General features: G+C 59.3%; 12 protein-coding genes and 4 pseudogenes. 12 read left to right on the top strand and 4 right to left on the bottom strand.

Annotated elements, in window-relative coordinates; genetic code table 11:
• Positions 1 to 347: 347 nt before the first annotated feature.
• The 10 genes and pseudogenes from AWB82_RS25860 to AWB82_RS37735 form a co-directional block, all read left to right on the top strand.
• Positions 348 to 630 (top strand): annotated as a pseudogene (locus AWB82_RS25860) (divalent metal cation transporter); the annotation flags it as partial.
• Between the two features lie 413 nt (positions 631 to 1,043).
• Positions 1,044 to 1,259: a heavy-metal-associated domain-containing protein gene (locus tag AWB82_RS25855; protein ID WP_035510333.1), complete on the top strand. Its 216-nt coding sequence runs from the start codon at positions 1,044 to 1,046 to the stop codon at positions 1,257 to 1,259.
• Positions 1,260 to 1,552: 293 nt separating this feature from the next.
• Positions 1,553 to 1,732 (top strand): hypothetical protein, encoded by a 180-nt coding sequence (locus AWB82_RS25850; protein ID WP_327345504.1) that lies wholly within the window; start codon positions 1,553 to 1,555, stop codon positions 1,730 to 1,732.
• A 24-nt stretch (positions 1,733 to 1,756) separates the two neighbouring features.
• Positions 1,757 to 2,299, top strand: coding sequence for a hemerythrin domain-containing protein (locus AWB82_RS25845; RefSeq protein ID WP_086972203.1), 543 nt, complete (start codon positions 1,757 to 1,759; stop codon positions 2,297 to 2,299).
• Between the two features lie 134 nt (positions 2,300 to 2,433).
• Positions 2,434 to 3,141, top strand: a complete 708-nt coding sequence (locus tag AWB82_RS25840; protein WP_086972202.1) for a succinate dehydrogenase iron-sulfur subunit — start codon at positions 2,434 to 2,436, stop codon at positions 3,139 to 3,141.
• Positions 3,142 to 3,845: 704 nt separating this feature from the next.
• Positions 3,846 to 4,351: pseudogene (locus tag AWB82_RS38495) on the top strand (uracil-DNA glycosylase family protein); the annotation flags it as partial.
• 615 nt (positions 4,352 to 4,966) lie between these two features.
• The gene (locus tag AWB82_RS25830) at positions 4,967 to 5,230 is read left to right on the top strand and encodes a DUF1488 family protein (RefSeq protein ID WP_086972228.1); all 264 of its coding nucleotides are present in this window, start codon (positions 4,967 to 4,969) and stop codon (positions 5,228 to 5,230) included.
• A gap of 289 nt (positions 5,231 to 5,519) precedes the next feature.
• Entirely contained in the window at positions 5,520 to 5,975 is a 456-nt protein-coding gene (locus tag AWB82_RS37290) for a DUF2934 domain-containing protein (protein WP_143756853.1), read from the top strand.
• Between the two features lie 498 nt (positions 5,976 to 6,473).
• The gene (locus AWB82_RS25820) at positions 6,474 to 8,207 is read left to right on the top strand and encodes a molybdopterin-dependent oxidoreductase (RefSeq protein ID WP_086972201.1); all 1,734 of its coding nucleotides are present in this window, start codon (positions 6,474 to 6,476) and stop codon (positions 8,205 to 8,207) included.
• Positions 8,208 to 8,219: 12 nt separating this feature from the next.
• The gene (locus tag AWB82_RS37735) at positions 8,220 to 8,735 is read left to right on the top strand and encodes a hypothetical protein (RefSeq protein WP_159462625.1); all 516 of its coding nucleotides are present in this window, start codon (positions 8,220 to 8,222) and stop codon (positions 8,733 to 8,735) included.
• A gap of 151 nt (positions 8,736 to 8,886) precedes the next feature.
• Here the strand turns inward: AWB82_RS37735 and AWB82_RS39355 are convergent.
• A pseudogene (locus tag AWB82_RS39355) lies at positions 8,887 to 9,274 on the bottom strand (transposase); the annotation flags it as partial.
• A gap of 140 nt (positions 9,275 to 9,414) precedes the next feature.
• Between AWB82_RS39355 and AWB82_RS25805 the strand changes: the two are divergent.
• Positions 9,415 to 9,651: a hypothetical protein gene (locus tag AWB82_RS25805; protein ID WP_086972200.1), complete on the top strand. Its 237-nt coding sequence runs from the start codon at positions 9,415 to 9,417 to the stop codon at positions 9,649 to 9,651.
• A gap of 39 nt (positions 9,652 to 9,690) precedes the next feature.
• Here the strand turns inward: AWB82_RS25805 and AWB82_RS25800 are convergent, their stop codons facing one another.
• Complete coding sequence (locus AWB82_RS25800) at positions 9,691 to 11,289, bottom strand: nitroreductase family protein (RefSeq protein ID WP_086972199.1); 1,599 nt, start codon at positions 11,287 to 11,289, stop codon at positions 9,691 to 9,693.
• Positions 11,290 to 11,890: 601 nt separating this feature from the next.
• Positions 11,891 to 12,100: a hypothetical protein gene (locus tag AWB82_RS37285; RefSeq protein ID WP_143756851.1), complete on the bottom strand. Its 210-nt coding sequence runs from the start codon at positions 12,098 to 12,100 to the stop codon at positions 11,891 to 11,893.
• A 1,326-nt stretch (positions 12,101 to 13,426) separates the two neighbouring features.
• Between AWB82_RS37285 and AWB82_RS38485 the strand changes: the two are divergent.
• Positions 13,427 to 13,755 (top strand): annotated as a pseudogene (locus AWB82_RS38485) (DDE-type integrase/transposase/recombinase); the annotation flags it as partial.
• An 840-nt stretch (positions 13,756 to 14,595) separates the two neighbouring features.
• Here the strand turns inward: AWB82_RS38485 and AWB82_RS25785 are convergent.
• On the bottom strand, positions 14,596 to 14,949 hold the full coding sequence (locus tag AWB82_RS25785; RefSeq protein WP_086972198.1) for a DUF4148 domain-containing protein: 354 nt from the start codon (positions 14,947 to 14,949) through the stop codon (positions 14,596 to 14,598).
• Positions 14,950 to 15,098: the final 149 nt, after the last annotated feature.

Genomic DNA, 15,098 nt, shown 5'->3' with positions numbered 1-15,098 from the left:
TTTTCCCGGACATCAGACATTAGAATCCTTTCTCTGAGGCGTTGCTGTCAACGAGCCGCCGTGTTTCGCGGTCGCCGCAAATTGAGGCCGGGGTGCCCGCGAATATGCACAAGGAGCAGATATTGCAGCAGCGTGATGCCTTCGTTCCGGCGCCGCACTCTGCAAGAAGCCCTCGAAGAGCCGAGGGGGCGCACCAGTTGTTGACGCGTCCTATGGAAGAAAGCACAGCAGGCGCCGACGAGAAATCCTCCACAAGGTAGTCAGCGTGATGAAAAACGCAATGAGATTGGAAAGCGCCATCCCGATCGATGTTTCCATGCCGCTGCGGCTCGGATTTGCGGGGCCCTGCGATCACGCTGCATGCCCACCACATCACCGACATCCAGACTTCGGCGCAGGGTGCCTCCGTGCTGAAACCGATCGCCGGCGGGCTCGCGCTCTGCTCTTCAGCCTCGGCATCATCGGCACGGGGCTGCTCGCGCTGGCCGCCTCGGCCCCTATGCGATGGCCGGCACCTTCGGGTGGAAAAACAGCCTCGCGCTCGAACCGCAACTGGACAAACCGTTCTACGGGGTTATCTTGCTCGCGACGGTCGTGGGCCTCGCGCTCGATTTCACGTCGATCGACCCGAGCATCGTGGCACCATGATCGGCACCGATGTAACGCCATTGATGACGGCGCTCCAGGACAACGCCCTGATCACGAGATCGCCAGCCTTGTATCTCGTTGTCATGCTGGATGCCCTCCGTTCGGCTTTACGTGCAGTGCACTGATGTGAGGGTGCGCGGGCACTGCCGGAAATTAAACTGCGCACTTTTCTGGTGCTCCGATCCATTCCACTATAGATCACGTTGTGACATAGTTTAAATTCAATTGATTTACCGACCGTCCAAGATGCACAAGAGAATTGAGCGTCGTACGTCTCTGACGACCTTGGATGAGTTCATCACGAATTGACAGTACCCCGTGCGGCACGTTTCCGAGATGCCCCCGCTGGTGGAATAACGTTTGTGGGTCGATAGCCTGAAGATACGGAGCCGCGCATGGAATTCGAACATATTGAATTCGAGGTGGAGAAGATGACGGGTGATTGGGACGCACAGACCCTCGCCCGGGCCATCAGCGCGGTCGACCCTGACGCGAAAGTCGATGTCGACGTTGATGCCAGAAACGTCAAGGTCGACTCCTGGATGATGGCCGAGGAATTCTTGGTTGCGTTCGAGGACGCAGGCTACAAGGCGAAGATCAGCAAGGGTTGATCCGAAGTCCTGAGGGTGTCAGATGAGCGCGGGCGCATCGCCCGACGGCCGCCACCAAGTTGCGAGCGTCACCTGCGTTTGGGCACGGGGCGAATCATGCGTCCACGTTGGGGCGCTGTCATTGATCAGCATTGGGAGCCAGGCCATTAACAAGAAATGTATTCGCGGTCAGACCCCGCAATCGCAGCAAGGCGCAGGCAATTTGCGTCCGGACCACTCGCCGCGTTCAAGGCATTCAGCGACAGCGTCTTTGCCGATGTGGGTTGGCAGCGAAGACGAAACAGCTGATCGCCGTGGCCGTCGCCCACGTGATCCAGTGCTCTTATTGCATACGCCACACGGCGGCCGCTCTGAAAAGCGGCGCGACCGGAGAGGAGATTAGGCGATCTGGGTCGCGGCCGAGATGCGTGCTGGCGCGGCGTATTCACATTCGGCGCTGGCACTCGACACGAACGCGGCGAATATGGGTATGAACCAAAACCAAGACGAGGCGCCCCATGTCCACGGTCATTGAGCGCCTGCAGGCCGAACACGGCAGACTGGGACGATTGGTGCAGCTGCTCAACGACGAGCCGTCGCTGCGCAGCGATCCGGGAGCACCGAACATCGCGCTGCTGGTGGATGCGCTTTACTACCTGACACGCTTTCCCGATGTGGCCCATCATGCGATCGAAGATCGCATCGTGGAGAAACTGCGGAGCAAGAACGCCTTGTCCGGCGAGCTTGCGCGGGAAATCGAGGCGCAACACGTCACACTGATTTCGCAGGGTCACGAACTGCTCCAGGATCTGGAAGCGGCGGCCCGTGAAGAAAACATGTCCCAGGAACTGGTCGAAATCCACGTCCGTCTCTACGCGGAGCGACTGCGGCATAACATGACTGTCGAAGAGCTGACGCTGTTTCCCGCCGCGATACGCTACCTCGACGATGCCGACTGGCATGCCATCGAGCGTGCTGATGCGGGCGGACAACCGGACCCTCTGTTCGAAGGCCCAGCGGATGAGCGATTTGCCCAGCTCCATCGGGTCATTGCAGCGTAGCGTGCGGCTCCGGCGGGCATTGACGATGAGAGTGAAAAGCAGCCAGCTCGCCGGCTGCCTTATTGATCCGTGACAGCGAAATGCCATGAGCTGCACGATCCGCTCAGAATCCGGAACACAAGTGGAGATGCACGATGAGTGATGGCCGCGTGATCGAGATCTTCCGGTATGACCCGGAGACGGATACTAGGCCGCGTATGCAGGCGTTTGAGGTTGACGTCGATCCGCGCGACCGGATGCTGCTGGACGTCCTCGTCAGGCTGAAGTCGGTCGACGAATCGATTTCGCTACGGCGCTCGTGCCGCGAAGGCATCTGTGGGTCCGACGCCATCAACATCAACGGCAGGAACGGTCTTGCATGCCAGATTAACATGAACGATCTGCCGTTGCGGATTGTCCTTCGGCCTTTGCCCGGCCTGCCCGTGATCCGTGACCTGATCGTCGATATGACTTCGTTCTTCAACCAGTATCACTCGGTGATGCCGTATCTGATCAACGATACGCCGCCCCCGGAGCGGGAGCGCCTGCAAAGTCCCGAAGAGCGCGACCAGCTCGACGGCCTGTACGAGTGCATCCTCTGCGCGTGCTGTTCAACAGCCTGCCCGTCGTACTGGTGGAATCCGGACAAGTATGTCGGACCGGCTGGCCTGCTGCAGGCCTACCGGTTTCTCGTCGATTCGCGTGACATGGCCACCCAGGCGAGACTGGACAATCTTGAAGATCCGTACCGGCTCTTTCGTTGCCGCACAATCCTGAACTGCACCGACATCTGCCCAAAAAACCTGAACCCCGCGTATGCAATTGGCCAGATCCGATCGATGCTCGCGCGCCGGGCGGTGTGATGCCGGGGCACATTTCCGCTATCGTGTGCTTGCTGTCGATCGAATCCGCGCGCGACACGCGACCTGACCTCCAGGTCTTGCTGGCCCAACGTCATTGCTCGACCGCGCAAGTGTCGGGCGCCGGACAGACGCCAGGCGTGAGTCGGCGCACAACTGAACTTTGCGAGCGAACCCGCCTGCGTCGACGCCAATCCGTCCGCGAGTTCATCGAAACCCGTTAGAGACCGACCATGAGACCCGTTGCCCATCCACACGGCCCACGACTGACACCCGGGCCGGTCGCCGGTATGCGGCAGACGCGCCCCCGTCGGACAGCCGGTCAGCAACAGGACGGCCTGAAGCAGTGGGAGCCGTCTTTCCCTGCGCTGGATACGGTCGATATGGCTTCCGACCAGTCATTTCCGGCTAGCGACCCACCGGCGTGGATCTGGCGATAGACCGGTTGCGCGCTATCCGTTTCCCGCCACGGTCCAGGTTTCCGGCGTCGTGCGGAATATACTATGGCAACACGCACGGCAGACAGGCCGGCGATCCACACACGGTAGTTGTCCTGACCGGCCTGTACGTCAAGGAGAGACGAGGTGGCCATATCACATCTTTCGTCGGAGGGCTTGTGGGGGTTCGCTGGTGAGCGACGCAAACTTCATGACGATGACCTGGAAATGAAGTGTCCGGAATAAGCACTCGCGTTCTTCGCTCGATGCGTTTTGGTTGACGTGCGTGCCTGTCAAGCATGTGTGCCGCACCTGCCACTCGGGCCTCGTCCGATCGTGCGTGCGGGAGTCGACGCGCGCATCCTGCTTGTCGGAGAGGCGCCGGGCGCGCGTGCACGCATCGAGCATCCCGTGGGACGACGCGAGCGGCGACCGTCTTCGGAACCCTGCTCGGGATCGACGCGACCACATTTCACGACGAGTCGCAGGTCGCGATTATTCCGATGGGTTTTTGTTATCCCCGAAGCGGCAACGGCGGTGACAAGCCGCCGCGTCGCTAGTGTGCACAGCTGTGGTTGGACAGCCTGCTGGAAAAGCTGCCGAAGATTCAATTGACCTTGTTGATTGGCCAGTAGGCAGCTCAGCATTTTCTCGGCGCCCGTCTCAGGGCGTCGATCACTGAAACAGTCAGGGCGTGGAAGGAATACGCGCCGGCCCTCGTTTCGTCGCCCCACCTGTAACCGCCCAACGAGCCGTTTTTCCAGCAGCACCCGTGATTCGAAAGCGAAGTCCTCCTCATGCTGCGCGAGAGGGTTGAACTACTCGTCGCGCAAGCATCTCATCGCGGATCTTTGACAGGGCGAGACGTCCTGATGAAGGACGCTCGCGCGACGCATTGGCGAGGTCCACGACGAGGGTCGCCAACACAGGGACCATGCGGGTCGGGCCGACGCGGCTGCTTACTCGACGGAATCCGGTCGACTCGCACGAAAGTTGAGAACTTCCGCCAGTGTTCCGCCTACATGTAAGGATGAGCCCCAATTGCGACTAGGTTTTAGATCGTCCCCTGTATCGACGGTAATCGATGGTGGGGATCGCCCGATGGCAATGCTCCTTCTGGGAATGGGATGGAATAAAGCGATTTCACGCGGCGGCAAAGGTGTACAGTGAGTAGACGGCCTTCGCGCCGTCGGTTGGTTTGAGAGGCAGGTATGCGATTAGATACCAACGCGGCAATTCCTTTCGCGGAGAATGAGACCGCTTACAACCCGGACCGTCGGGCGCGGCTCTTCCTTCTTAAAACTGAGGACGCTAGCGGGCCTGTCCACAGGCACATCAGCTACTCGCTCCGCGATTCCACCATTAGCAAGTGGCGATTTCCTGCTACCGGGATGAAAAATCTGATCGTGGCTCTCCATTTTCCGAATCCGAGCCGCAGCTACGATGCTGCCAGGCATTGCGTGCTTTTCTGGGGATATGACGATTCCAGGGAAATCACCTTCCAGGTGGACCGCGGAACGCTCAACGGCCTGCAACCCCCACTGGAATCCGACGAACGGTCCTTTTTGGCGGCCTTCGACGAATTTCGCGAACAGGTACTTGAAATCGCCAAAAGTCGATACGTCCGCGGTCCGCAAAATCGATACTCGATTTAATGAAGGCCGCGGTGCCCTCGCCAAGGGCCGCATTAACCTCGAAGTACTCGGCCGGCGCGGAAGCCGGACCACTGCGCAACGGCTCCTCCGCTGAACGATGGTCCTATCCGGTGGGCGAGCGGCGATCGACGTGTTGCTTGGCCCCTTTGAGTGAGCCTCTTTTCTTCGACGGGGCACGCCCGCTCAAAGTCAGGAAAAACCGCGACACTCGACAGCGCCGCGATCGAGAACGACCCGGCAGACCCGTCCGGACTCTTACACCAAACGGACGAATACTAGGAAGGCAGTCATGAAGGAACGATTGGTTGACGTAATAAGTCGCAACGGCACCGTGCTGCACACGTACCCGATTACCTTGAGTGAGTCGAGAGCCGTCGCCGACGACTCCGAATATCAAGCCAAGGCGCTTGAAGCAGCAGCGCACGGGCGGCTTGTTCCTGACGTTGAACTCGGCACTCTGACGGCCAGGATGCATACGGATCGGGGTGGTCAGATGGCTCCCTACGGCGATGACCTGGAGAGAAGCTCGGAAACGAGGCTCGGTTTGGAACAGGCTGTTCGCGAGCGCGCGTACCTGCTCTGGGAGAAGGACGGGTGTCCTGATGGGCGCGCGGAAGAGTATTGGCATCGCGCACTTGATCAGCATCTTCGGGAGCGGGCCTACATTCTGTGGCAGCAGGAGGGAAGTCCCGAAGGGCGGCAAGACGAATACTGGCGTCGGCTTGTCGATTTCCAAGCTCAGTAATTTCCGCGTGGCGGCATCGTAGGCCTTATGGAACGACAACCGCCTAAACAATGTGATTCTCAGATGAATAACACGGAGCCCTTCTTGCTCTATCTGAGGATGACGCCGGAACCAATAGGCGCTTGATGCCGGAACTTAGGCCCGGATGATCATCATCGTCGCGATGGCCCGACGCTGCCGTGGCCATGGCAGCGAGATCTGGATGGTTGCGCGGAGCTCCGGCGGTCTGCGGGGACATAGATCACAGAAGACGCTGGCGAGCCGCAAAGCGCCACGCCCCGCGAATGCTCGACGAAATCAAGGCATGGCGGGACACAGTATTGGCGCTCGGCCGGTCGTTGAATAGGTTGCCCACGTTCGTCATCGTTCAATGGCGACCGGACATTGAAACCTAAGACATGACGCCAAGACATGGTTGGCCGATCGGATAACTTGAATCAAGGCGGTCGCAGCGCGGTCCCCGAACGGTCGTTTCGGTGACGTCAAAGAGGAGATGGGTTGACACATAATCACCCGGGGCCCAAGCATGACCCCGTAAGGTCGCAACTCAGCCACGCGGACGACCGTGTTCGGCTGAATCATTGGCTGCCGCCGCAGGAAGGGGTGGTGCCCCAGATGCGGATCGGTGAGCGCTGGGTCAACGTATTGTGGGCATTGCCGCTCGCGTTCGTGCTGCTTGTAATGGGCGTGGCCATCGCGCAAGGATTGCGGCAGGTCCCGGCGGTGCAAGTGTTCCTGGTGCGCTACCCAGGTATCCCGCTGTCCGCGGTGGCCGTCAACACGGGATTCCCCGCCTGGCTCAGGCTGCAGCATTTCCTGAACCTATTTTTCATGGCGTTCATCATTCGCGCGGGACTTCAGATTCTCGCCGACCATCCGCGACTGTACTGGAAGCGCGACTGCACGCCCGGTACGGAATGGTTTCGATTTCAAAAGGCGGTGCCCGCCGGCCGGGTGTGGACCGCGAAGGACGATTCGGTGACGCTTCCCGCGTGGCTGGGTATTCCCGGAATCCGTCACTCGATCGGTCTTGCCCGATGGTGGCACTTTTCGATCACACTCCTGTGGATGATCAATGGCATCATCTTTTACATCCTGCTGTTCACGACTGACCAATGGCTGCGACTGGTGCCGACGACATGGGAAGTGATTCCCAACGCGGCCTCGACCGCCGTTCAGTATCTGTCGCTTACATTCCCGGCTGATCAGAGTTGGTTGCGTTACAACAGCCTCCAGCAGATCACCTATTTCATAACAGTGTTCGTCGCGGCGCCGACCTCCATCCTCACGGGCTTCATGCAGAGCCCGGCGATTTCGAACCGGCTCGGCTGGATCGGCCGGGCGTTTAATCGGCAGCGGGCGCGTTCGATCCATTTCATCGCATTGTGCTGGTTCCTGTTCTATATCCTCGCGCATGTGACGCTGGTCTTTATCACGGGTGCACGCGTGAATCTGAACATGATGTTTGCCGGCGTGAACGGCGGCAACTGGAGCGGCGTGCTGATGTTCGTTATGGCCATGGTGCTCGTGGCCGTCACCTGGTGGCTGGCGTCGCCGTTTACGCTTCGTCATGCGCGTCGCGTTCAGCAGATCGGCGCGTTCCTGGCCCGGCCATTCAATAACGTCACGCAGTGGTGGGATCCGACGAGCCAACTCACCGAACATGACATCTCACCGTATTTCTGGCCCAACGGCACGATGCCAGCCTCCGACGAGTTCGACCGGCTCGTAGAGGACGGTTTTGCGCACTACCGGCTGAGAATCGATGGGCTCGTCGAAAAGCCGGCAGAACTCTCCTATGCTGAGCTCAAAGCCATGCCGAAGCAGGAACAGATCACCACCCATTTCTGCATTCAGGGATGGTCAGGCGTCGCTAGGTGGGGCGGCGTTCCGATGCGTCATCTCCTTGATGTGGTGAAGCCTACCGTTGATGCCCGTTACGCGGTGTTCTATTCCCTGGCCGACGGCGCCGACGGTGGACGCTACTACGACGTGCACAGCATCGCCAACATGAGACACGAATTGACGATCCTCGCCTACGAAATGAACGGCGCGCCGCTGAGCGTGCTGCATGGCGCCCCGTTGCGGCTGCGCTGCGAGAACGAACTCGGTTTCAAAATGGTCAAGTGGATTGCCGCCATCGAGTTCGTGCACGACTTTTCCGATCTTGGCGCGGGCCAGGGGGGCTACAACGAGGATCACGAATTTTACGGCTACCGCGTGCCGATCTGAATGACCTTTGAGATGAAAATGATCATCGCGATTACGGCGGGGCTCATCACCCCGGTTGAAAACCATCCGGGTCTCCGCAGCGGCATGGGCGTGAGAAACGTGCCCATGACCTTCGGATTCGACGCCATCAGCATCATCAGCACCATGATCGGCACCGCTGCGACGTCATTGATGAGGGCGCTCCAAAACAGCGCCTTGATCGGGTCGATCGATGTGAAGTCGAGTGCGAGACCCACGATCGCGACGGCGCGCGACGCCTCGAGTGCCGATCGGCCAGCGTGCGACGGCTTCGCACGGCACGGAGTGATTCTTGCTGCCTCATTCGTCGGCTTGTGCAGTTCTGACTCGCACAATCTGTTCCTGCAGAAGCCCGTCGATGCCTTTGCATTGTTGACCGCCATATCCGCGCTTGCGGTCCTTGCTAGTGCAGTTGAGACGACGCAAGTGGATGCAAAACCCGATGAAGAGCGCGGAGACCAACAGTCAGACAAAGCGGATGTGTCGAAGATTCGCGCGACCCTGCGATAACCGTGCCACAACCACATGGTGCTCGTTTTTTGAGCATTGCTCTGGTGGCCCAGACCGTGTACGCATGGACGTCGGTAATCTGACGACACGCTGTCTCGGCGGCAGAGTGCGACATTTCGATTGCGGCACCACGAAGGTTCAAAAGTCCAGCTCAGAATGGAACATATTGCAAGCACCCATCCGCCCCGCGCTGGCTTCGCGCCTGCATTGATCTCGTAATCGTTTCCGAACCGATAAGCTTGATAACCCGCTTCATGTGGTAGGCGAGCACGTGGAAGCTCCTCTCTGCGCTCACCCGTTCGATCGTGCGCGTAGGAAGTGAGTCGCTCCCATCCAGCCCTTGATCGTGCCGAAGGGATGGTCGACAGTCTGTCCTCGGATGCGCATCATGTCCGGGGCGAGATCACGCCGGCCTGCATCCCTTCGCAATCCTTCGCGCTCCCAGCGCATTCCCGGCGTTCGGTGCTTGGTGTGCATTTGTCTTTCAATGAGCACTGTTGGCACTGCGAGCTCCAGTAGCGATCTTCTCGTATGGCTCTGTAGGATAACTGAATGTAGGCTGAAGTTGGCACACGATACCCGGCACGTTATTGCGAGAAAGCGGCAGAAATGCCTCGACGCTATTCGTCCCGATGCCGCGTGGCGCGGGTTGGTGGCGAAGAGTTTATGGTGCTCCCGCATGAAGCCGTGCGATGCAGCTCGTTCGATCGCCGAGCGCGGCCGGGGCGCCGTGGCCGCGGAGGCGTCCTACGTCGAGACCGGGCGAATCGTCTCCGTTACGGTCAGTTTCGGCGTCTCCGAATCGGCCGCGACGGCGACACGATCGACACCCTCTTACGAGTCGCTGATGAGCGACTTTACCCGGGCCAAGCACAATGACCGCGACCGTGGTGGCCGGAAAGAAGCGTTTAACTAACCATCGCGGCGTATGTCGCTAGTAGAAGTTGTGGGGCATTCACCTCTGACGCTGGTAGGGTGGCTCGGAGGATAAGCGTTGATCTTCCACCGCGCCACCGACTGTGAAGTGATAAAGGCTTTGCCATTCGTGATCCTTGAGCCCAAGCAGCGCGTGCATTTCGTCATCAAAAAAACATCCAATCCCCGTAGCGCGTACTCCAGCGGCTTCGGCTTCGAGGTAGAGCGCGTGGCCGAGCATGCCGCATTCCCAAAATAGATGGCGGTAACGCCAGGGTTCCTGCAGAGCGCTTGCAAACCGCGTCAGCATGCCGAGCGCGAAGCAGGAATCGGCCGCGATATTCTGATGACAGGAGATCCACTTTGCAGATGCACGCAAATCGAATGGCAGCAGAAAATAGAGCGGCAGGTGGTCCGGTCCCGTCTTTTCCCATAGCCATTCGGGACGCATTGAGGCCTGCAGGCTCGACCATGCTTCCGGATTTCTAACCAGCACATACAGGCCAGCCTCCAATCCCCCGACGCGATGCACCAATAGCACAGGATGCACCGCGGGGGGAGAGACGAGCGAATTCCACGGCGGTGTGTCAGAACACGTCATCAGGCATTCGAGCATTGCGAAAAACGCGGCGCTGGTGATGCTCGTCGTGCCGTCGAATTCAACAGCGCTACGGCGTTGTCGAGCGACCTGCGCGAAACTGAGGTCAAGGGCGGGCGCCGCTGGCAACCGGCGCCGCTCGGCAGAGGCGGTGCTCAGCTCCCGGGTACGGGACTTGAACGTTGCGATACGGATCGAATCGATATCGGGCCATCGTACCTGTTTCGCGCTTAACTGATTCGCGCATCCGTACCACGCCGCCGCGTCCGAAGCAGACAGCATACGATCGATATCGGGCCGTCCGTCAGGATGGCCGACCCAGAGCAGAACATCCGGCGACTCTCGTTCGGCGGTCCCGAAATCCTCACTGCGGTCCAATCCGAGCAACCGCGCCACCTCGTCGTCCGCGGGCGCCTCCAATAGCCGCGTTTGCCAACCCAAAGCGGCCGCTACGTAACTTACCGCGGCGATGGCATGGCCGCAATCGTGCTGGCAGTAGCGCCACGCCCGCATGCCGTATTTCCATGCTTCGCGCCAATGGATCGAGCTTAGTCCGACCAGAACACCTTTGCCCGCGAACGCCGTGGTCCACCGCGAGTCATCGACTGCGGCGCGACGTTCAAGCAAATGGTCTCGGCTCAGGTAGTGGTAGATGCCCGCGGGCAGACCAAGCAAATGCGGACATAGCAAATAGCCCTCGGTCGGATGGAGGTTGCCACTCGAAGGGTTGCAGCGCAGCGCCCAACGCGTAGCGCGATAAGTCTTCCATGCCGACAAGCCCAACGACAGCTCGAAAAGGATCGACAGATTACGCAGATCAATTCTGTATGCGAACGGCAGGGCGCCGCAGCGCACATCGTTGTAACGAGTGTGGAACGTGTCCGCGGCTAGCGGCAGATTCACGCGGGGTGCGCCGTGAAACTCCCGATACGGATTTGGCTGCGCCATCCAGTCGAATTCATGGGGGCCAGGAGCGTAACGGTTGACGCGGTGCTTACTGCGATCATGATATTGAACGAGTGCGTCACTGAAGTGATCCATGCTGCTTTCTGCCCAAGAATGGTCGCCCGGGGAGTTGTTATGAAACCAGATGACTCGACCGTCACGCCCGCTCGTCGTGTTGTGGAACGGTGCGCGCTTCGGCGAACCGCGAGAACCCTCTGGTGGTTCTGTGTCTCGACTGGCTCACGTGCCGCGTTCATGAACGCGGAATGACGTTTAGGGAACTCAACCCCATTTCAGGGGGCTTCGAAGGCGTTCAGAACCTCCGCCTTCAACATCGTGGGGGGCCCCGGTCACGCCAGTCGTTACCCGTCGAGCGTACGAAATATGCATCGGCCAACAAGTTCAAGTGATACCCGATTTCTCGGTCGGGGAAATCGAACGCTGCCTCGAGCGCGGCTTCAACGTCAGATTCGCTCAGATGAGGAGTCTTGTTTCCCTCCAAAGTTTTCAATATTGCCAGTACGCGATTCATATCGCGTTTCACGATTTCCTCCTGACGTAGGGCGACGATTTAATGGTGTCCGTCGCCCTCGATCGGCACGCGAACATCTCGAAGAGGACGTGGCAGAACACGTGCAGCGCGCACGAGTGCGCCCGCCGTGACATAAATGCGAACGGGATTGGCCTCGTCAAATGACTAGGCGAAATCTCCTTCTGGGTCGTCTGGCATTGTGTGTGCGACGGTGTTTTCATGCTCATCTCGCGCGGCTTCGGACGGCGACAAGGATGGCTCGCCGGAAGGCTTCGGACCTGATCGGCGCGTGGCGTCGGCGGCCAACTGGAGCGCCGTTAAAGCAACGGACGGTGGTTCTTTGTCTTTCAAGGGAAATCCCTGGGTGAAGCTCATATGCCCTCCTCAGGCAGGTAGCGTCGGCATAGCAAAGGCACGGCTGATCGAAACGAGAACAAGGAACGCCTGCACAACGGTGCCTGTCCGCGAGCACGGTGCGCACGGCACATTGACAGGCGACCAAGCGCTTCGAGGCAAGGGTTGCCTCGCGTCGACGAACCGTCCGCGTACGAACCGAAAGCCGCGAGCATTGAGGGTTAATGCACGACGAACGCCAATTCAATTTCATTTCGGGCTTCGAAGACTGTCATCGTCGTTTTTGCGTGTCCAGTTCGTGTAGGGCAGCGGGCGCAAAAACGCGGAGCGAGCTAAATGCCGATCCCGAGCGGCGGCGTTGACTTGCTCCAGACGACTCTCGCTCAGGCTGAGTCCGAAACCTATCGCTCGTGAGGTCGCCCGCTACATATTGATCTTCACAGACAGCACAAACAGCCAGATTCCTTCCTCGCCGTCTATTTCAAGCTCACGCAACTCCGAGGTATCGCAGGTAGGGGCAGGCGTGAGTTGCTCGGTGTTGTGGTACATCAGTTCCACAGCTTCTGGCGCGTTGCACTCCCGCTCTTCGATCGAATTGCCCGTAACATCGACACCGGAAAATCGGGGAAGCTGGCACGAAAGACCGCGTCAGCGCTGCGTTGGACATGAGGATATTGCATGGTTTCGCCCCGCTGATTGCTGCGCAGGCTGCGCAACAGGTGCTTCGAGCGCGCGTGCAGACGCTGACACGGTCGTTGCTCATACATCTCATTAGACGCGCTATGCGTGAATACGCAACAACTTTCTGATGCTAGCCGTGGATCGCGTCATCGCAGACCGCAGGTTAAGATCCACGGCGACAGGGTGAGCGGCTCCGCAGACGCGTGAGCAGATAGTCGTCTTCATGCCAAGCCTATGCGCGGCGCCGCGTAACCGCGGCGGTAGGGCGGTTGACCCTTGCCACGACACCTTTCGAAAAGGTGCAGGCGGGACGGGGGGGCGGCTGTGGGCCAAGGTGTCTGCTATGCGCTTTTGAAGCAGGCCTCTCAGTGCCGCTGCCCCGTCCACGGTTAGACGCGTCTCGGCCGAGATGGAATGGACACCGCCCTCCCTCTCGGAAATTCGGCGCGATAAAGGGTCGCCCAGAAGAGCGCATCAATATTCATTCTGCCGCCTGGCCGGTTAAATGAGTGATCAGAGGTATCGGCTGGCGGCGGTCATAACGGCGCGCTACGTGGCAGCTCATTCAGATGCGACCTGTGCGTCTGTTGCGGCGAGCGACCAAATTTCGGGGATGCCCGATAACGTCTTCTGCAGTGGCCATTCGACCGGGCACCACGGGGTCATCAGTTGTTGCCGGTTCTGGAAAGGGGCTTTGGCCGCCACAAGAAAGCTGTCCGGCCGCCGTTGGCGAATGGATGGAACGTATATCGAGGTCCGAAGCCAGCGGAATTATTTGTATCGCGCAGTCGAGGAGGCTAAAACGGATGATTTCCTGCGCGCCGATCGTGACTAGTCCGCGGCGCGGCACTACTTCGAAAAGTCAGTCGACCAAAATGGCCAGCCGGAGACGGTGACAATCGAAAAATGTGGGTGCGAACCTGGCTGTGCTGGATGCTCTCAATGCCGAGCGCAAAACACCGATCGAGACTCGCCGGAACAAGTTCCTGAATAACGCTTATGCGTAAAAAGACCGCAGCCTCCTGAGAATCATAGATTTATCCGGCGCCGCATAGCTCGGCATCGCCATGTAAGTGCCCCTTTCGATTGTATGGACGCCGGGCGGGTTGCGCATTTTGCGGGAGGACGAGACGTTCAACCAGACGTTAACTCGGAGGTGTGAACGTCCGCTCCGCCCGAAAGAACCGACTTACACTCGCGGTCATTTGGATCTCCCTCGTCTTCCTTGGCGGCCGTGATCACGTTGGTGACATCGGTGTCCACCGGCATCTCACGCTCAATCTCGGGCCGGCGAACCTAGTGGTGAAGGCGCGCGAGTTCTTCGCGCTCGCTCGTGGTAAAGCTGTTGTGCCGCCGGCAGTGTCGCGATGGGTCTCTGCAGCGCATACGCCTTTCATTTCGCGGGGCTTACTCGAGAACAAATAGAAGCCCTCGGTTTGCATAGGCGCCCGAATGCACCAATCTGAATGCTGCCTAAAGCATAACCGCGAGTGAAAAGGCGCGTGGACTCTAGATCGCCCGTCCATTCACGCGACGATAGCTCGCGAAAGCGCATCGAAAACGGCTTGATGCTCGGATGGTTTAAGCGGCGAAGGAAATGTGCGACCGACGTCCCGAGAATCGGCATCATCGCGTCAGCAACGCTGTTGTTAGTGCGCAGCAATACGTCGTCGACGTAAAGTGTCAACGACGTCAACACCATGTGGCAGGCAATGCGCATCGGGCGCGGGTTCATCATGTCACTGGCTAACTGTGCTATTCGTGCTATTCGTGCTATTCGTGCTATTCGTGCTATTCGTGCTACGTCGGGGCGGTGTCGTGCGAGCCATCGGCGGTCAATTACCGAAGAAAACGTTGCAGTAGCTTGCGGGGCCGACGCACGACGATGGCGAGGGCTCCGACACATGCTGGACACTGCCGGAAGCTGAGGTGCCGTTGGTCGTCGTGCCGCCAACTTCACTGTTGCCCGCCTGCAGGCTGTCCTGTGCAGCGATCTTCGCTTCAGCAGCCTGAATTTGCTCGGGATACTTCGTCTGGTCGCCGTCGCCCATGCGATAGCCGGCCTGCTCGATTCGGATCAGTTCCGCACGCACCTGCGCCCGGGCGACGGGTGCGGTGCTCTGAGCGAAGCTGACGACTGGACTGGCGAATGCACAGCTAGCGAGGACAAGGCATGAAAGGGGTTTCATAACGGAGCTCCTTGATTTACGATTGCCTGTGGCAATCAGGATGCCTAACTGGGCATTGCGGCCAGCTACGCAGACAAACTGAAAGTTCTGGTTGAAAGGGGGTACGAGGTCGTCCGCGACTCAGCTCGCTTAACTCGGGGTTGTGCTGC

Source organism: Caballeronia glebae, assembly GCF_001545035.1.
Lineage (GTDB): Bacteria > Pseudomonadota > Gammaproteobacteria > Burkholderiales > Burkholderiaceae > Caballeronia > Caballeronia glebae.
Note: the sequence above shows the minus strand (reverse complement) of the source record. Positions and strands in the feature narration are given on the sequence as shown.